The following is a 17,309-nucleotide window of genomic DNA, read 5'->3' as shown; positions in this document are numbered from 1 at the left end:
GACATGAGCCTTCCGAAACCTGACATCCAGACCACCGTCGTCATCACCGGGGCCTCCTCGGGCATCGGCGCCGAACTGGCTCGCGGCCTGGCCCGCCGCGGCTTCCCGCTGCTGCTGGTGGCGCGGCGCCGCGAGCGCCTCGACGAGCTGGCCAACGAGGTCGGCCAGGAGTACTCGGTGGCGGTCGAGGTGCTCCCGCTGGACCTCAGCGACGAGCAGGAGCGCGCCAAGCTGGCGAGCCGGCTGCGCGCGGAGCCGATCGCCGGGCTGTGCAACAGCGCCGGCTTCGGCACCAGCGGCGTCTTCCACGAATTGCCGGTGGAACGCGAGAGCGAGGAGGTCACCCTCAACGCGCTGGCGCTGATGGAACTCACCCACGCGGCCTTGCCCGGGATGGTCGAGCGCGGCGCCGGCGCGGTGATGAACATCGCCTCGATCGCCGGCTTTCAGCCGGTTCCGTACATGGCCGTCTATTCGGCCACCAAGGCGTTCGTGCAGACGTTCTCCGAAGCCGTGCACGAGGAGCTGCACGACACCGGGGTGTCGGTGACCTGCCTGTGCCCGGGGCCGGTGCCGACCGAGTGGGCGGAGATCGCCAACGCCGAGCGGTTCAGCATTCCGCTCGCTCAGGTTTCGCCGCGCGACGTGGCCGAGGCGGCGATCGGCGGCATGCTGTCCGGCCGCCGCACGGTGGTGCCCGGCGTGGTGCCCAAGGTGGTCAGCACGGGCGGGCGGTTTGCGCCGCGCAGCCTGCTGCTGCCGGGCATCCGGATCGGCAACCGATTTCGCGGCGGGCCCAAACACTGAGGTATATGGCGCGTGTTCGTCTCACGCGCTGTTTCGTCTCACGCGCCACACCCGTCCCTCCGTCGGGAGACTGACGAATTGCCCACCTCCGAGCGACAAATGTGATGGCGCGCGTCGCCTCCTGTTGTCGCCCCGCGTCGCCTCTCGTTGTCGCCCCGCGTCGCCTCTCGTTGTCGCCCCGCGTCGCCTCCCGTTGTCGCCCCGCGTCGCTTCCCGTTGTCGCGCGGAGGTGGGCACAAGACCATATCCCTCCCCGGCGCGACCCGAGTGACGGATGTGAGGCGCGACCCAAGTGACGGATGTGACGCCGGGCTAAGCTCAGTCGGTGGCCGCCGTGGAGATGACCGCCGACGTACCGATGAGCCCCCAGCAGATGTGGGACCGGGTCTCCGATCTGTCGGACCTGGGCGACTGGCTGGTCATGCACGAGGGCTGGCGCAGCGAGCTGCCCGACGAGCTCGGCGAAGGCAGCCAAGTCGTCGGCGTGGCCCGCGCCAAGGGCTTCCGCAACCGGGTGACCTGGACGGTGACCAAGTGGGACCCGCCGCACGAGGTCGCGATGGCGGGCTCGGGCAAGGGCGGCACCAAATACGCCGTTTCACTCACCGTGCGGCCCACCGGCGAGGGCTCGACGCTCGGCCTGCGCCTGGAACTGGGCGGGCGCCCGCTGTTCGGTCCGGTGGGCGCGGCGGCGGCCCGCGCCGTCAAAGGCGACGTGCAGAAGTCGTTGAAAAACTTCGTCGAGTTGTACGGATAAACCCTGTGGCGATCGCAAGCGCTGCGCAGCCGGGCGCGAAGGGTCGCCTCCGAAATCATCCGTGACACACGCCCCGACACGCCCAACTCGTGTCGGTCCGCGGTCATAGACTGGCGTCCCTATGAACCACTCGTCCTTCGTGCACCTGCATAACCACACCGAGTACTCGATGTTGGACGGTGCCGCGAAGATCGCGCCGATGCTCGCCGAGGTGGACCGGCTGCAAATGCCCGCGGTCGGGATGACCGACCACGGAAACATGTTCGGCGCCAGCGAGTTCTACAACGCGGCGACCAAGGCCGGGATCAAGCCGATCATCGGCGTCGAGGCCTACATCGCGCCCGCGTCGCGGTTCGACACCCGGCGGATCCTGTGGGGTGACCCCGGCCAGAAGTCCGACGACGTCTCGGGCAGCGGCTCCTACACGCACATGACGATGGTGGCCGAGACGCCCACCGGCCTGCGCAACCTGTTCAAGCTGTCCTCGTTGGCGTCGTTCGAGGGCCAGCTCGGCAAGTGGTCGCGGATGGACGCCGAGATCATCGCCGAACACGCCGAGGGCATCATCGCCACCACCGGCTGCCCCTCGGGGGAGGTGCAGACCCGGCTGCGCCTCGGTCACGACCGCGAGGCGCTGGAGTCGGCGGCCAAGTGGCGCGAGATCTTCGGCGCCGACAACTACTTCCTCGAGCTGATGGACCACGGGCTGTCCATCGAGCAGCGGGTCCGCGACGGGCTGCTCGAGATCGGCCGCAAGCTGGGCATTCCGCCGCTGGCCACCAACGACTGCCACTACGTCACCCGCGACGCCGCCCACAACCACGAGGCGCTGTTGTGCGTGCAGACCGGCAAGACGCTCTCGGACCCCAACCGGTTCAAGTTCGACGGCGACGGCTACTACCTGAAGTCGGCCGCCGAGATGCGCCGCATCTGGGACGACGAGGTCCCCGGCGCCTGCGACTCCACCCTGTTGATCGCCGAGCGGGTGCAGCCCTACGACGAGGTCTGGGCGCCGCGCGACCGGATGCCGATCTTCCCGGTGCCCGAGGGGCACGACCAGGCGAGCTGGCTGCACCACGAGGTGATGGAGGGGCTGGCGCGCCGCTTCCCGTCCGGCGTCGGGCAGGACTACATCGACCGGGCCGAGTACGAGATCAAGGTCATCTGCGACAAGGGTTTCCCGTCGTACTTTTTGATCGTCGCCGACCTGATCAACTACGCCCGGTCGGTCGACATCCGGGTGGGGCCCGGGCGCGGTTCGGCGGCGGGGTCGCTGGTGGCCTACGCGCTGGGCATCACCAACATCGATCCCATCCCGCACGGCCTGCTGTTCGAGCGGTTCCTCAACCCGGAACGTCCGTCCGCGCCCGACATCGACATCGACTTCGACGACCGCCGTCGCGGCGAGATGGTGCGCTACGCCGCCGACAAGTGGGGCTCCGACCGCGTCGCCCAGGTCATCACCTTCGGCACCATCAAAACCAAAGCGGCCCTGAAGGATTCGGCACGCATCCACTACGGCCAGCCCGGCTTCGCCATCGCCGACCGGATCACCAAGGCGCTGCCGCCGCCGATCATGGCCAAGGACATCCCGCTCTCGGGGATCACCGATCCCGCCCACGAGCGGTACAAGGAGGCCGCCGAGGTCCGCGGACTGATCGAGACCGACCCCGACGTGCGCACCATCTACCAGACCGCGCGTGGGCTGGAAGGCCTGATCCGCAACGCCGGGGTGCACGCGTGTGCGGTGATCATGAGCAGCGAGCCGCTGACCGAGGCCATTCCGCTGTGGAAGCGGCCGCAGGACGGCGCCATCATCACCGGCTGGGACTACCCGTCGTGTGAGGCCATCGGCCTGCTGAAGATGGATTTCCTGGGCCTGCGCAACCTGACGATCATCGGCGACGCCCTGGATAACATCAAGGCCAACAGGGGAATTGACCTCGACCTGGAATCCGTCCCGCTGGATGACGGACCCACCTATGAGCTGTTGGGCCGCGGCGACACCCTGGGCGTGTTCCAGCTCGACGGCGGGCCCATGCGCGATCTGCTGCGCCGCATGCAGCCCACCGAGTTCAACGACATCGTCGCGGTGCTGGCGCTGTACCGCCCCGGCCCGATGGGCATGAACGCCCACAACGACTACGCCGACCGCAAGAACGGCCGCCAGCCGATCAAGCCGATTCACCCCGAGCTCGAGGAGCCGCTGCGCGAGATCCTTTCCGAGACTTACGGTTTGATCGTCTACCAAGAGCAGATCATGTTCATCGCCCAGAAGGTCGCCTCCTACACCATGGGCAAGGCCGACGCGCTGCGCAAGGCCATGGGCAAGAAGAAGCTCGAGGTGCTCGAGGCCGAGTACAAGGGTTTCTACGAGGGCATGACCGCCAACGGCTTCTCCGAAAAAGCGGTGAAGGCGTTGTGGGACACCATCCTTCCGTTCGCCGGGTACGCGTTCAACAAATCACACGCGGCCGGCTACGGCCTGGTCTCGTACTGGACCGCCTACCTGAAGGCCAACTATCCGGCCGAGTACATGGCCGGGCTGCTGACCTCGGTGGGTGACGACAAGGACAAGGCCGCCGTCTACCTGGCCGACTGCCGCAAGCTGGGCATCACGGTGTTGCCGCCCGACGTCAACGAATCGCTGGTGAACTTCGCCTCGGTCGGAACGGACATCCGTTTCGGGCTGGGTGCGGTGCGCAACGTCGGCGCCAACGTGGTGGGTTCGCTGATCAGCACCCGCAACGGCAAGGGCAAGTTCACCGACTTCTCGGACTACCTGAACAAGATCGACATCGCCGCCTGCAACAAGAAGGTCACCGAGTCGCTGATCAAGGCCGGCGCGTTCGACTCGCTCGGTCACGCCCGCAAGGGCTTGTTCCTGGTGCACACCGACGCGGTCGATTCGGTGCTGGGCACCAAGAAGGCCGAGGCGATCGGCCAGTTCGATCTGTTCGGCGGCGACGACGGGTGCACCGAAGCGGTGTTCACCATCAAGGTGCCCGACGACGAGTGGGAGGACAAGCACAAGCTCGCGCTGGAGCGGGAGATGCTGGGCCTCTACGTGTCCGGGCATCCGCTCAACGGGGTGGCGCACCTGCTGGCCGCGCAGGTGGACACCCAGATCCCGGCCATCCTCGACGGTGACGTGCCCAACGAGACCCAGGTGCGCGTGGGCGGCATCCTCGCGTCGGTCAACCGGCGGGTCAACAAGAACGGGATGCCTTGGGCGTCAGCGCAATTGGAGGACCTCACCGGCGGCATCGAGGTGATGTTCTTCCCGCACGCGTATTCCACCTATGGCGCCGACATCGCCGATGACTCCGTCGTGCTGATCAACGCCAAGGTGGCCATCCGCGACGACCGGATCAGCCTGATCGCCAACGAGCTTGTGGTGCCGGACTTTTCCAGCGCCCAGGTGAACCGGCCGATCGCGGTCAGCCTGCCGACGCGGCAGTGCACCATCGACAAGGTCAGCGCGCTCAAGCAGGTGCTGGCGCGGCATCCGGGGACCTCGCAGGTGCATCTGCGGCTGATCAGTGGGGACCGGATCACCACGCTGGAACTCGATGCGTCGCTTCGGGTGACGCCGTCGCCGGCGTTGATGGGTGACCTCAAGGAGCTGCTCGGCCCGGGCTGCCTGGGCGGCTAGCGGCGCCGAGCGTGCAGCCGGCCGCGCACTCGCCGACGAGTGTGACGCTGGGCGCACGCTCGCAAACGCTCAGGCGAGCTGCACCCGCACGATGACGCTGTCCGGCCACACCCCGCGGTCTCGCGCGCGCCGCACCTTCTCGCGCAGACACAGATCCCGGTGCACGTTGGTCACGCCCGGCACCTTGATCAGCGGCACGATGTTCCACTGCCAGCCATAACGGCGGTGCAGCACGCGGTTCGCCCGCTCGGCGTCGGCGCCAGAAAGGACGGTGGCGCGGCCGGGCACCCACGGCGTCTTCGCGCCCGGACGCACCCGGCCTCGGTAATCGCAGGCCACCAGTTCGACGTCGCCGCGCGTGGCCAGCCGCCGGGTCTTGGGGCCCACCTTCGTTCGGAACACCAATCCGTCGCCGTCGAACGCGAACCAGATCGGGGTGTCGACGGCGGTGCCGTCGCGGCGAAAGGACCGGAGCAGGGCGTAGCGGGATCCGTCCAGTTCCGCTCGTGAGGGGCGTGCGGGGATAGCCATCACCACAGTCAAGGACTTAGAGTTGGCTCTAAGTCAAGCATCGAATCGTCGGGAGGCGCCATGGCCGGCGGCCGCACCATCGGGGAGATATCCCGCCAAACCGGGGTCGCCGCGACGACGCTGCGCTACTACGAGCAGATCGGCCTGGTGCCCGAGCCGACGCGGCGAGGCGGCCAGCGTCGCTACGACGACTCGATTCTGTCCCGGCTCGAGGTGATCGCGCTGTGCAAGTCCGCGGGGTTCTCGCTCGACGAGATCCAGCTGCTGTTCGCCGACGACGCGCCCGGACGGCCGGCCAGCCGCGCCCTCGCCGAGGCGAAACTCGCCGAGATCGACGCCCAGCTGGAATCGCTGGCCCGCGCCCGCGCGGTCATCGAGTGGGGGATGCGCTGCACGTGTCCGTCAATTGACGCCTGTACGTGCGGCATTCACACCGCACCGCCGGTCTGAGCCGGCTCGAACCGGTAACGGAGTATCCGCGCTTTACGGGCGGACGCCTTGAACTTTCCGGACATCTTGGTAGCCAACCGAATCCAGCCCGGAAACAACTCGACCTCAGGAGCGTGCGCCAGGCTGGATTCTTCGACCAACCTCAACCGCGGATTCCACGTCTGCGGCACCCGCGCGTCTTTGAAGCCCGAATAGCCCCACTGCGCACCAACCTGGCTGAACATCTGCTGTGGGGCCAGCCTGACCGCAAGGCGGCTGAACCAACCGATGTGCCCGTAGTCGTTGAAGGCCAGCTCCCCGGATTTGAAGTGTTCGGTGATGCGACGGAAGACGCCGACGATCACCGCCTCGGACAAAAACGCGAACAGCCCGTCCGCGATGACCATGGTCGGCCGATCGCTGGGGATGGTCTGGGGCCAGCTCTCGTCGGCCACCGATGCGACGACCGAGTGGGCTTGCCGGCTCGTCGGCAGCAGCTTTTCGCGCAACGCAATGACACGCGGCAGGTCGACGCTGTACCAGTCCACCGTGGCGGGCGGGGCGACTCGAAACAGGCCCGTGTCCAAACCGGCGCCGAGGTCCACCACGACCGCATCGGGGTGGACGGCGGTGAAACCCCGGACCCGGTCATCGAGCATCTTGGCCCGCAGGGCCGACTGGCAGACCACACTCCTGGGGATGCCGAGCGCGCCGAAGTCGTAGTCGATCTTGCGGACGGTGTCGTCGGCGAGCGTGTCGCCCAGGATGGGCCGTGGCCAACGGCTGTCGAGCGCTCGCGCGTACTGGGTCAGCAACGCGGTCTGCTCAAGTGGGGAAAGATCGTGTACGTCAAAACCCGGTTCGGACCGCATAATCGCCAACGTACTAGGTGACCCGAGCGGCGTCGTTGCCGCACCGAAGAATTCGATCAATGTATTCCGTGCTCGCTGACCACCGACGTACGCTACGGAAATGACGACTGCCGAGCATCCGGCCACCCTGTGCGAGGCGTTCCAGCGCACCGCCGCGATCGACCCGAATGCCGTCGCGCTCCGCACGCCCGGTGACACCCAGACGTTGACGTGGCGAGAGCTCGCGACCCAGGTGCGCAAGGTCGCCGCCGGGCTGGCGGGCCTGGGGGTGCGGCGGGGCGACACGGTGTCGCTGATGATGGCCAACCGGATCGAGTTCTACCCCTTCGAAATCGGCGCTCAACACCTCGGCGCCACATCGTTTTCCGTGTACAGCACGTTGCCGGCCGAGCAGCTGACGTATCTGTTCGACAACGCCGGCACCAAGGTCGCCATCTGCGAGGCGCAGTACGTGGACCGCATCCGCGCCAGCGGCGCACCCATCGAGCACATCGTCTGCATCGACGGCTCGCCGCCCGGCACCCTCTCCGTGGATGACCTGTATGCCGCCGCCCCAACAGATTTCGACTTCGAAACCACCTGGCGGGCGGTGCAATCCGGCGACGTCGCCACGCTCATCTACACCTCCGGGACCACCGGGAATCCCAAGGGCGTGGAGATGACCCACGCCAACCTGCTCTTCGAGATGTATGCCTTCACCGCCGTGCTGCCCAGCCGGTACGCCGACCGCGTCACGTCGTTTCTGCCGACGGCGCACATTGCCGACCGGGTGATGGGCCTGTACAGCCTGGAGGTGTTCGGCGCCCAGGTGACGGTGGTCTCCGACCCACGCGCGATTGCCGCCGCGCTGCCCGACGCGCGGCCCACCGTGTGGGGAGCGGTGCCCCGGGTCTGGGAAAAGCTCAAGGCGGGAATCGAATTCGCGATCGCCAACGAGGCGGACGAGGCCACGCGCCAGGCGTTGCAGTGGGCGATGTCGGTGGCCGCCAAGCGTGCCGCCGCACTGGTGGCCTCAGAGCCGATGCCCGATGATCTGGCCGCCGAATGGGCCACGGCCGACGAGCTGGTGCTGTCGAAGCTGCGCGAGCGCCTCGGCTTCGGCGACCTGCGCTGGGCGGTCTCCGGGGCGGCGCCCATCCCCAAGGAGACGCTGGCCTTCTTCGCCGGCATCGGCATTCCGATCGCCGAGGTCTGGGGGATGTCGGAGCTGAGCTGCGTCGCCACCGTCAGCCACCCCCGCGAGGCGCGGCTCGGCTCCGTCGGCAAGCTGCTCCCCGGGCTCGAGGGCAAGATCGCCGACGACGGCGAGTTTCTGGTGCGCGGCCCGCTGGTGATGAAGGGCTACCGTAAGGAGCCGGCGAAGACGGCCGAGGCGATCGACGCCGACGGGTGGCTGCACACCGGCGACATCCTCGAGGCCGACGCGCAGGGCTACCTGCGGGTGGTGGACCGGAAGAAGGAGCTGATCATCAACGCGGCCGGAAAGAACATGTCGCCGGCCAACATTGAGAACTCCATCCTGGCCGCGTGCCCGATGGTCGGGGTGATGATCACCATCGGCGACGGACGGCCCTACAACACCGCGCTCATGGTCTTCGACGCCGACTCGGTCGGCCCGTATGCCGCTCAACGCGGGCTGTCCGACGCGTCGCCCGCCGCGCTGGCGGCCGACCCGGAGGTCGTCGCCCAGATCGCCGCCGGGGTGGCCGCCGGCAACGCGAAACTCTCTAGGGTGGAACAGATCAAACGGTTCCGCATCCTGCCCACGCTGTGGGAGCCCGGCGGCGACGAGATCACGCTGACGATGAAACTCAAGCGCAAGCCGATCATGGCCAAGTACGCCGAGGAGATCGAAGAGCTCTACGCGCTCGACCCGCCGCCCGAGGTGCACGAGCCCTCCGGCGCCGCAACGGTGCAGCCGGCATGATCGGCGGGCCGGCGGGCACCGCCCGCGAGATCGGTCGCGTCGGAGCGCGAAAGCTGTTGCAGCGCACCGGCCTCATCGAGGAGTCGACGACGCCCCTGGCGACCGACCCGGCCGAGGTCGCCCGATTGCTGCGCGCGCCATGGTATGACGAGCGGCTGAGCAAGCTGGCCGACGACCTCGGCCGCGATCCTTCCGCCGTGCGCGCCGAGGCCGCGTCCTACCTGCGGGAGATGGCGCCCTCGCTGGACGAGCGGGCGGTGCGGGCCTGGCGCAGCTTCAGTTGCTGGCTGATGCGGGCCTACGACGTGCTGGTCGACGAGGACCAGATCGCCCAGCTGCGCAGGCTGGATCGCAAAGCCACTCTGGCGTTTGCCTTTTCGCATCGCTCGTATCTGGACGGGCTGCTGCTGCCCGAAGTGATCCAGGCGAACCGGCTCTCGCCGGCGCTCACGTTCGGCGGCGCCAACTTGAACTTCTTCCCGATGGGCGCCTGGGCCAAGCGAACCGGGACGATCTTCATCCGGCGTCAGACGAAGGACATTCCCGTCTACCGCTTCGTCTTGCGCGCGTACGCCGCGCAGCTGGTGCAAGACCACGCCAACATGACGTGGTCCATCGAAGGCGGCCGAACCAGGACGGGCAAACTGCGGCCCCCGGTGTTCGGGATCTTGCGATACATCGCCGACGCGGTCGACGAAATCGACGGTCCCGAAGTGTATTTGGTGCCGACCTCGATCGTGTACGACCAGCTGCACGAGGTGGAGGCCATGACCACCGAGGCCTACGGCGCGACGAAGCGGCCGGAAGACTTCCGCTTCCTGATCCGGTTGGCGCGCCAGCAGGGTGAGCGATTGGGCCGCGCCTACCTCGACTTCGGTGAACCGCTGCCGCTGCGCAAGCGCCTCGAGGAGCTGCGCGCCTTGCAAAAAACATCAGAGTCCGGCGCCAGCACCGAGATCGAACGCATCGCGCTGGACGTCGAGCACCGGATCAACCGCGCCACGCCCGTCACCCCGACCGCGGTGGTGAGCCTCGCGCTGCTGGGCGCCGACCGCTCGCTGTCGATCAGCGAGGTGCTGGCCACCGTGCGGCCGCTGGCGAGCTACATCGCGGCGCGCAACTGGACGGTGGCCGGCGCCGCCGACCTGACGAATCGCTCCACCATCCGCTGGACCCTGCACCAGCTGGTCGCCTCCGGCGTCGTGAGCGTGTACGACGCCGGCACCGAACCGGTCTGGGGCATCGGGGCCGAGCAGCACCTGGTCGCCGCGTTCTACCGCAACGCCGCCATTCACATCGTGGTCGACCGCGCGATCGCCGAGACGGCGCTGCTGGCCGCCGTCGAAGACGCCGAGGCCTCGGTCGAGGGCCTGGTCCAGCCGACGGCCGTGCGCGACGAGGCGCTCCGCCTGCGCGAGCTGCTGAAATTCGAGTTCCTGTTCTCGGCGCGCGCGCAGTTCGAGAAGGAGCTCGCCGACGAGGTGCGCCTGATCGGACGGGTGGACGACACCCGCAAGGCCGCCCACGCGGCCGACGTACGCGGCCTCCTGGAAAAGGCTGACGTGCTGCTGGCGCACCTCGTGTTGCGCCCGTTCCTCGACGCCTACCACATCGTGGCCGACCGGCTCGCCGCCTACGACGACGAATCGTTCGACGAGGACGCGTTTCTCGCCGAGTGCCTCGAGGTAGGCAAGCAATGGGAGTTGCAGCGCAGGATCGCCAGCGCCGAGTCGCGGTCGATGGAGTTGTTCAAGACGGCGCTGCGACTGGCCCGGCATCGCGAGTTGGTCGACGGCGCCGAGGAGCCGGACATCGCCCGACGCCGGCGCGAGTTCGCCGACGAGATCGCCACCGCGGTCAGGCGGGTCAACGCCATCGCGGAGTTGGCCAGGACCTGCTGATCACTCGTCCACCGGGCGCGTGGGTTCACGGACCATTAACGTTTGGTCGCGATAGTGCGTTGGCCCTATCGGTGAAGCGAGGATCTGATGAGTGACGAGTCGACCGGGCAGGCCCGCCCGCTGATCGGGTACATCACCCATGAGATCGCGCCGCAGATCACCCCCGCGCCGATCGGTCGCACGTGGATGTCGGAGATGCGTCAGGGCTGGCCCCACCGGTGCCTACCGATGCTGATCGCCAATCAGAGCGGCTGGGAGGTGCGCAACCGCAACGCGTTCACGGCGACGTGGATGGGCGGGGACGACCGCACCAGCCTGATGATCGCGCCCGACACCCGCGAGAGCGGCCAGTTCCTGCCCTCCAGCCACTTCGGCTACGGCATCTTGACCTGGCACCTGCCGATGCTGTTTCGCACCCCGCCGGGCTACAACCTGTTGGTGCGGGGTCCGGCGAACCATCCCAAGGACGCCATCTCCGCGTTGGAAGGCGTCGTCGAAACCGATTGGTCCAGTTCGAGTTTCAGCATGAACTGGAAATTCACCCGCGAGTTCATGCCGGTGCGCTTCGAGGTCGACGAGCCGATCTGCATGATCGTCCCGCAGCGCCGCGCCGAACTGGAGGAGTTCGCCCCCGAACTTCGGCCCATCGAGTCCGACGACGAACTGCATCGCAAGCACGAGTTCTTCCTGGGCTCACGCGGCGCGCTGGGACGCGAGCAGGAGACGGCCGACGGCGCCCCCGGCGAGCGGGTGCCGTGGCAGGGCGACTACACCCGGGGCCGCCACGCCGACGGCGAGTCCGGGGCCGACGACCACCAGACGAAGCGCCGCCTGCGTCCCTTCGCCGCGCACGAACCCGAGCACCGGGACTAGCGCGATTGCCCGCCTCCCAGCGACAGCGGTGTGGACGAGCCGTAACCCACCTGGGGGTCCTGGCCGGACCTACACTTTCTAGTTATGAACAAGGTTACGAGGGTCTTGTTTGCGCTGTTGCTCGCCTTCGCGGTCTCAACAACCTCGGTGAGCTGCGTACCTCCCTACTGCCCCCTCACCGGCGGCCCGGCCGTCATCTGCTAGTCACCGCGGCCACTGAGGGGTGAAACCGCTCGCCGCACGGATAAGCCAACCGCGTGGCTGGCCTTCGGCAGCGCAGCCGTTGGGCGGCCGCTGATCGTGTTGGCGAATCAGGCTGGGCGGTCATAGATCTGGGACCTCGAGCGCGAAGCGCATGCTTTGAGTGTGGCTGGGCGCGCCGCGGTTCACAGCCGTCGATGGTTTGCGTCTTGCTGTGCTTGACCGCGTCGCGTGACGGCCGCAGCGCCACGAGGGTGAGCAAGGGAGAGATCGCCATGTGCCACGAACAATGAGAACCGGCCGTTGTCGCTCGGAGATGGGCATTGGCACTATGTCCCTCGAGATGTCCCTCGAGCCGTGACCCGTGGGGCCGGTGCGGCCCCTGTGGCGAACTCAGTCACCGCAGACGGGGCGCCGCGCTTAAAGTTGGTGGCATGCCGCTTTCTGGAGAGTACGAGCCGTCGCCCTGGGATTGGTCTCGCGAGCAAGCCGACAAGTACGCCGCGTCGGGGGGCGCCGAGGCCGCCGACATGAAGGGCAAGCCGATCATCCTGCTGACCACGGTCGGCGCCAAGACCGGCAAACTCCGCAAGACGCCGCTGATGCGGGTCGAGCACGAGGGTCAGTACGCCGTCGTCGCCTCGCTCGGTGGGGCGCCGAAAAACCCGGTCTGGTACCACAACATCAAGAAGAACCCCCGGGTGGAGTTGCAGGACGGCTCCGTCACCCGCGACTACGACGCCCGCGAGGTGTTCGGCGACGAGAAGGCCACCTGGTGGGAGCGGGCCGTCGAGGCCTGGCCGGAGTACGCCGAGTATCAGACCAAGACCGACCGCCAGATCCCGGTGTTCGTGCTGACCCCGGTCGGCTGAATTCCGGAGTTGGCCAGCTGGCATGGCACCATTAATCAGTGTCCGCTGAATTGAGCCGTCCTCCGAGCGTCGCGCCGCTGACCGCGGCGGACATCGACACCGCGGCCAAGCGGATCGCGGCCGTCGTGACGCCGACACCGTTGCAGTTCAGCGACCGGTTATCGGCCATCACCGGCGCGCGGGTCTACCTCAAGCGCGAGGACCTGCAGATCGTGCGCTCCTACAAACTGCGGGGCGCCTACAACCTGCTGGTTCAGCTCTCCGAGACGGAGCTGGCCGCGGGCGTGGTGTGCTCGTCGGCGGGCAACCACGCCCAGGGCTTCGCCTACGCGTGCCGGATGTTGCAGGTGCACGGACGCGTCTACGTGCCCGCCAAAACGCCCATGCAAAAGCGTGACCGGATCCGCTACCACGGCGGGGACTTCATCGAGCTGATCGTCGGTGGCACGACCTACGACCTTGCCGCCGAGGCCGCGCTGGCCGACGTGGAAAGCACCGGCGCCACCCTGGTCCCGCCCTACGACGACCCGCGCACCATGGCGGGCCAGGGCACCATCGCCGTCGAACTGCTCGACCAACTCGAGACCGAGCCGGACCTGGTGGTGGTCCCGGTCGGCGGCGGCGGCTGCATCGCCGGCATCACCAGCTACCTCGCCGAGCGGACCGAGAACACCTCGGTGCTCGGCGTCGAGCCGGCCGGCGCCGCGGCGATGATGGCCGCCCTGTCCGCCGGCGAGCCGGTGACGCTGGATCACGTCGACCAGTTCGTCGACGGCGCCGCGGTGCGCCGCGCCGGCGACCTGACCTACGCCGCGCTGGCGGCCGCCGGCGACATGGTGTCGATCACCGCGGTCGACGAGGGAGCGGTGTGCACCACGATGCTCGACCTCTACCAGAACGAGGGCATCATCGCCGAACCCGCGGGCGCCCTGTCGGTGACGGGATTGCTGGACGCCGATATCGAGCCCGGCTCGACGGTGGTGTGCCTGATCTCGGGCGGCAACAACGACGTCTCGCGTTACGGCGAAGTGCTGGAGCGCTCGCTGGTCCACCTCGGCCTCAAGCACTACTTCCTGGTCGACTTCCCGCAGGAGCCCGGCGCCCTGCGCCGGTTCCTCGACGAGGTGCTCGGACCCAACGACGACATCACGCTCTTCGAGTACGTCAAGCGCAACAACCGGGAGACCGGCGAGGCGCTCGTCGGCATCCAGTTGGGATCCTCGGCCGACCTGGACGGCCTGCTGTCGAGGATGCGCGCGACGGAGCTGCACGTCGAAAGCCTGAAACCCGGGTCGCCCGCCTACCGCTACCTGCTGCTCTAGTCTCGGGCCGCAATTGATGCACGAGCCGTATGGACCCGGGACCCCCGGTTTCGGGGTCGTCAGCGCCGCCACCATCGCCTGGCTCGTGCTGCTCGCGTGGGCGGCCATCTGGGTCGCCCGGCGCGGGCGCCTGCTGCGGGGCCTGCGGGAGAGGGTGTCGGGCGTCGCCGTGATCGGCGAAACGCTGGCGTGGGCGCGCGAGCGGATCAGCGACCGCTGGCGGGAGCTGGCCGGCCGGCTCCCGATCAGCGAGGTCGCCGCCGTGGCGCTACTGCTCGGGCTGGCCGTGGTCGTGACGCTGGCGGTCGGCTTCACCGAAGTGCTCGACGACGTGCTCGAGGGCGACGGCATCGCCGTGATCGACCACCCGGTGACCCGGTGGCTTGCGACCCATCGTGACCTGTGGCTGACCACCGTCCTGCGGACGATCACCGTCGCGGGCGGCCCCCTGTTCCTGGCCGCGTTCGCCCTGCCGATTGCCATGGTCGCCGGCTGGCGGTGCGGGTCGTGGCGCCCGGTGGTGCTCGCCTTGGCGTGCGGCGCCGGGGTCCCGTTGATGCTCTTCACCGCCAAGGCCTTGGTGGGGCGGAATCGCCCGGCCCTGCCGTTCGCCCTCGTCGACGCGGACGGGTACTCGTTTCCCTCCGGACACGCCACCGGCACCGCGGCGATCATGGTCATCTCCGCGTGGATATTGACGCGCTGGCTGATCCGGGGCTGGACCGGGCGCGTGACGGTGTGGGCCGTCACGATCGGCGCGGGGTTCCTGATCGGGTTCTCGCGCGTCTACCTGGGCGTCCACTACCTCAGCGACGTGCTCGCGGGCTGGCTGCTGGGCATGGCCTGGGCGGGAGCGGTCATGGTCGTCGGAACCTGGTGGGACAACACCCGACGGGCCCGCGACCGGCAACCGGGGGCGTGAGCTCAGCGGCGCCGGTCCAGGTATGGCGGCGCGGGAATGGCGGGATCGAGGTCGTCGGCCGGCACCGGGGTCCCGGCCGTCAGGGTCAGCGGCACGACGCCGGCCCAGTGGGGCAGCGGGAGGTCCTGCGGGTCGTCGGCCGGGGGACCGCCGCGCACCTTGGCCGACACCTCGGCGAGGTCGAGCGCGAGCACCCCGGTCGCGGCGAGCTCGCGGGCGTCGGGGGCCCGGCAGTCGGCGGCGCGCCCGGGCGCGATGTGGTCGAGCAGGCAGCCCAGCGCCCGCGACTTCTCCGCCGGGTCGTCGACCACGCGCGCCTCACCCACCGCGACCACCGAGCGGAAGTTCACCGAGTGGTGCATCGCCGAGCGCGCCAGCACCAGCCCGTCGACCAGGGTGACGGTGACGCACACCGGCAGGCCCGAACCCGCTGCCTCGGCCGCCCGCGCCGCCAAAAGCGGGCCGCCGCCGGTCGAACCGTGCAGGTAGAGCGTCTCGTCCAGCCGGGCGTGCGTGGTCGGCAGGACCACCGGGCGGCCGGCGCTCAGGTACCCCAGATGGCAGACCAGCGCCTCGTCCAGGATGTCGTGGACGGTGCGACGGTCGTAGCGGGCGCGTTCCCGGTAGCGGGTCGGGGTGGTGCGTGAGGTCGGCGGGTATGCGCTGTCCACGAAATTGCCCATTGATTTGTCCTAGTACATAATATAATGCGTGCCAGTACAAAACAGCATAACCGGAACCGGCGCGGATTCCATAGCCGCGAGCATCGAAGCGGCGATCTCGGCCGGCTCGCTGACCCCCGGCGACGCGCTGCCGCCGGTCCGCGAGCTGGCCACGCAGCTCGGCGTGAACGCCAACACCGCCGCCGCGGCCTACCGCCTGCTGCGCGATCGCGGCGCCGTCGAGACCGCCGGCCGCCGGGGCACCCGGGTGCGGCACCGGCCGGCGACCAGCCCGCGTTCGCTGCTCGGGCTCGAGGTGCCCGCGGGCGTGCGCGACCTGTCGACCGGCAACCCGAACCCGCACCTGCTGCCCATCGCGGGCGCCGCCCCGCCCGCACCGGCGCCCGCCGCGCCCGTGCTCTACGGCGGGCCGGCGATCTCGCCGGCGCTGGAGGAGTTCGCCCGCCACGCGCTGACCGCAGACGGGGTGCCCGCCGAACACCTGGCGGTGACCAGCGGCGCGCTGGACGGCATCGAGCGCGCGCTCACCGCGCATCTGCGCCCCGGCGATCGGGTCGCCATCGAGGATCCGGGGTGGGCGAACCTGCTCGATCTTCTTGCCGCCCTGGGGCTTTCGGCCGAGCCGGTGCGCGTGGACGACGACGGCCCGTTGACCGCCGACCTGGCCCGGGCCCTCGGGCGCGGGGCACGCGCGCTGGTCGTGACCAACCGCGCGCAGAACCCGACGGGCGCCGCGCTATCGGCGGATCGCGCCGAGGGCCTGCGTGAGGTGTTGGCCCGCCGCGCCGAGGACCTGCTGGTGGTCGAGGACGATCACTGCGCGGGCATCGCCGGCGTACCGCTGCGCACCTTGGCCGGGTGCACCGCCCACTGGGCGTTCGTCCGCTCGGCGTCCAAGGCCTACGGGCCGGACCTGCGCGTGGCCGTGCTGGCGGGTGACCGCCGGACCGTCGAGCGCGTGCATGGCCGCCTGCGGCTCGGGCCGGGCTGGGTCAGCCACCTGTTGCAGCGGCTGGCCGTCGGCCTGTGGTCCGACAGCGCGGCAGCCGAGCTGGTCGCCGACGCCGAGCGGCGCTACGCCGACCGCCGGTCGCGGCTGTGCGGCGCCCTGGCCGGCCGCGGTCTCGACGCGCACGGACGGTCCGGGCTCAACGTGTGGGTGCCGGTTCCCGACGAGGCGGTCGCGATCTCACGGCTGCTCGGCGCCGGCTGGGCGGCGGCGCCGGGCGCCCGGTTCCGCATGCGGACTCCGGCGGGGATCCGGCTGACGATCTCGGACCTGGCGCCCGACGAGATCGATCCACTCGCCGACGCGGTCGCCCAGGCGGTGCGCCCCGACGGCCGGCCCATCGTGTAGCCGCAGGTCAGGCGGTCTCGTCGTCACCCGGGCCGGGGCCCGTCCACAACAGCTCGATGGTGGGGTTGGGCGGCGCGTCGCGGCGCACGGTGCGCCGGGCGCTCAGGCCGCGGCGGGTCGGATTGTGCGAGCAGATCCGCCGCAGTTTGTGACCGAATTCAGAATGATTCATGGCCGCATCATCGGGGTCGACACACCGC

The 17,309-nt window shown here is 69.1% G+C and carries 15 protein-coding genes; 11 read left to right on the top strand and 4 right to left on the bottom strand.

From position 1 onward, the window contains the following. The first annotated feature begins 3 nt into the window (after positions 1 to 3). From K883_RS23325 to dnaE, 3 genes are all read left to right on the top strand, one after another. Complete coding sequence (locus K883_RS23325; RefSeq protein WP_008257860.1) at positions 4 to 807, top strand: SDR family NAD(P)-dependent oxidoreductase; 804 nt, start codon at positions 4 to 6, stop codon at positions 805 to 807. 325 nt (positions 808 to 1,132) lie between these two features. Next, entirely contained in the window at positions 1,133 to 1,564 is a 432-nt protein-coding gene (locus K883_RS23320; protein ID WP_008257858.1) for a type II toxin-antitoxin system Rv0910 family toxin, read from the top strand. A gap of 121 nt (positions 1,565 to 1,685) precedes the next feature. Continuing rightward, complete coding sequence (dnaE, locus tag K883_RS23315; protein WP_020822852.1) at positions 1,686 to 5,219, top strand: DNA polymerase III subunit alpha; 3,534 nt, start codon at positions 1,686 to 1,688, stop codon at positions 5,217 to 5,219. A 69-nt stretch (positions 5,220 to 5,288) separates the two neighbouring features. On the opposite strand, the gene K883_RS23310 is transcribed toward dnaE, so the two are convergent. Further along, positions 5,289 to 5,750: a PPOX class F420-dependent oxidoreductase gene (locus K883_RS23310; RefSeq protein WP_036456155.1), complete on the bottom strand. Its 462-nt coding sequence runs from the start codon at positions 5,748 to 5,750 to the stop codon at positions 5,289 to 5,291. A 60-nt stretch (positions 5,751 to 5,810) separates the two neighbouring features. On the opposite strand from K883_RS23310, the gene K883_RS23305 reads away from it, so the two are divergent. Further along, positions 5,811 to 6,200, top strand: a complete 390-nt coding sequence (locus K883_RS23305; protein ID WP_020822850.1) for a helix-turn-helix domain-containing protein — start codon at positions 5,811 to 5,813, stop codon at positions 6,198 to 6,200. On the opposite strand, the gene K883_RS23300 is transcribed toward K883_RS23305, so the two are convergent. Then, entirely contained in the window at positions 6,179 to 7,051 is an 873-nt protein-coding gene (locus tag K883_RS23300; protein WP_020822849.1) for a class I SAM-dependent methyltransferase, read from the bottom strand. The two genes, K883_RS23305 and K883_RS23300, sit on opposite strands and share 22 nt — an antisense overlap. Before the next feature lie 100 nt (positions 7,052 to 7,151). Between K883_RS23300 and fadD11 the strand changes: the two genes are divergently transcribed. From fadD11 to K883_RS23270, 6 genes are all read left to right on the top strand, one after another. Continuing rightward, the gene (gene fadD11, locus K883_RS23295) at positions 7,152 to 8,978 is read left to right on the top strand and encodes a fatty acid--CoA ligase FadD11 (protein WP_020822848.1); all 1,827 of its coding nucleotides are present in this window, start codon (positions 7,152 to 7,154) and stop codon (positions 8,976 to 8,978) included. Beyond that, on the top strand, positions 8,975 to 10,879 hold the full coding sequence (locus tag K883_RS23290) for a lysophospholipid acyltransferase (RefSeq protein ID WP_020822847.1): 1,905 nt from the start codon (positions 8,975 to 8,977) through the stop codon (positions 10,877 to 10,879). Before fadD11 ends, K883_RS23290 begins: the two co-directional genes overlap by 4 nt. Positions 10,880 to 10,966: 87 nt before the next feature. Continuing rightward, on the top strand, positions 10,967 to 11,752 hold the full coding sequence (locus K883_RS23285) for a DUF6065 family protein (RefSeq protein ID WP_020822846.1): 786 nt from the start codon (positions 10,967 to 10,969) through the stop codon (positions 11,750 to 11,752). A 635-nt stretch (positions 11,753 to 12,387) separates the two neighbouring features. After that, complete coding sequence (locus tag K883_RS23280; protein ID WP_020822845.1) at positions 12,388 to 12,825, top strand: nitroreductase family deazaflavin-dependent oxidoreductase; 438 nt, start codon at positions 12,388 to 12,390, stop codon at positions 12,823 to 12,825. A 38-nt stretch (positions 12,826 to 12,863) separates the two neighbouring features. Further along, the gene (gene ilvA / locus K883_RS23275; RefSeq protein ID WP_020822844.1) at positions 12,864 to 14,147 is read left to right on the top strand and encodes a threonine ammonia-lyase; all 1,284 of its coding nucleotides are present in this window, start codon (positions 12,864 to 12,866) and stop codon (positions 14,145 to 14,147) included. A gap of 16 nt (positions 14,148 to 14,163) precedes the next feature. Further along, complete coding sequence (locus K883_RS23270; RefSeq protein ID WP_014711935.1) at positions 14,164 to 15,069, top strand: phosphatase PAP2 family protein; 906 nt, start codon at positions 14,164 to 14,166, stop codon at positions 15,067 to 15,069. A gap of 2 nt (positions 15,070 to 15,071) precedes the next feature. Here K883_RS23270 and K883_RS23265 read toward each other — a convergent pair whose 3' ends face one another. Then, positions 15,072 to 15,752, bottom strand: coding sequence for a pyridoxamine 5'-phosphate oxidase family protein (locus K883_RS23265; protein WP_020822843.1), 681 nt, complete (start codon positions 15,750 to 15,752; stop codon positions 15,072 to 15,074). 28 nt (positions 15,753 to 15,780) lie between these two features. On the opposite strand from K883_RS23265, the gene K883_RS23260 reads away from it, so the two are divergent. After that, positions 15,781 to 17,109: an aminotransferase class I/II-fold pyridoxal phosphate-dependent enzyme gene (locus K883_RS23260; protein WP_020822842.1), complete on the top strand. Its 1,329-nt coding sequence runs from the start codon at positions 15,781 to 15,783 to the stop codon at positions 17,107 to 17,109. 7 nt (positions 17,110 to 17,116) lie between these two features. Here K883_RS23260 and K883_RS28010 read toward each other — a convergent pair whose 3' ends face one another. Further along, a complete protein-coding gene (locus K883_RS28010; RefSeq protein WP_014711932.1) occupies positions 17,117 to 17,281 on the bottom strand; it encodes a hypothetical protein in 165 nt (54 codons plus the stop codon). Positions 17,282 to 17,309 lie beyond the last annotated feature (28 nt).

It is taken from the genome of Mycobacterium sp. TKK-01-0059, from assembly GCF_000709305.1.
GTDB lineage: Bacteria > Actinomycetota > Actinomycetes > Mycobacteriales > Mycobacteriaceae > Mycobacterium > Mycobacterium intracellulare.
This window is presented reverse-complemented; position numbering and strand designations above follow the sequence as displayed.

Excerpts from the sequence above, each read along its gene's own strand:
- K883_RS23325 (WP_008257860.1), top strand. The coding sequence starts at position 4 with ATGAGCCTTCCGAAACCTGACATCCAGACCACCGTCGTCATCACCGGG.
- dnaE (WP_020822852.1), top strand. The coding sequence starts at position 1,686 with ATGAACCACTCGTCCTTCGTGCACCTGCATAACCACACCGAGTACTCG.
- K883_RS23310 (WP_036456155.1), bottom strand. The coding sequence starts at position 5,750 with ATGGCTATCCCCGCACGCCCCTCACGAGCGGAACTGGACGGATCCCGC.
- K883_RS23305 (WP_020822850.1), top strand. The coding sequence starts at position 5,811 with ATGGCCGGCGGCCGCACCATCGGGGAGATATCCCGCCAAACCGGGGTC.
- K883_RS23300 (WP_020822849.1), bottom strand. The coding sequence starts at position 7,051 with ATGCGGTCCGAACCGGGTTTTGACGTACACGATCTTTCCCCACTTGAG.
- fadD11 (WP_020822848.1), top strand. The coding sequence starts at position 7,152 with ATGACGACTGCCGAGCATCCGGCCACCCTGTGCGAGGCGTTCCAGCGC.
- K883_RS23290 (WP_020822847.1), top strand. The coding sequence starts at position 8,975 with ATGATCGGCGGGCCGGCGGGCACCGCCCGCGAGATCGGTCGCGTCGGA.
- K883_RS23285 (WP_020822846.1), top strand. The coding sequence starts at position 10,967 with ATGAGTGACGAGTCGACCGGGCAGGCCCGCCCGCTGATCGGGTACATC.
- K883_RS23280 (WP_020822845.1), top strand. The coding sequence starts at position 12,388 with ATGCCGCTTTCTGGAGAGTACGAGCCGTCGCCCTGGGATTGGTCTCGC.
- K883_RS23270 (WP_014711935.1), top strand. The coding sequence starts at position 14,164 with ATGCACGAGCCGTATGGACCCGGGACCCCCGGTTTCGGGGTCGTCAGC.
- K883_RS23265 (WP_020822843.1), bottom strand. The coding sequence starts at position 15,752 with ATGGGCAATTTCGTGGACAGCGCATACCCGCCGACCTCACGCACCACC.
- K883_RS28010 (WP_014711932.1), bottom strand. The coding sequence starts at position 17,281 with ATGAATCATTCTGAATTCGGTCACAAACTGCGGCGGATCTGCTCGCAC.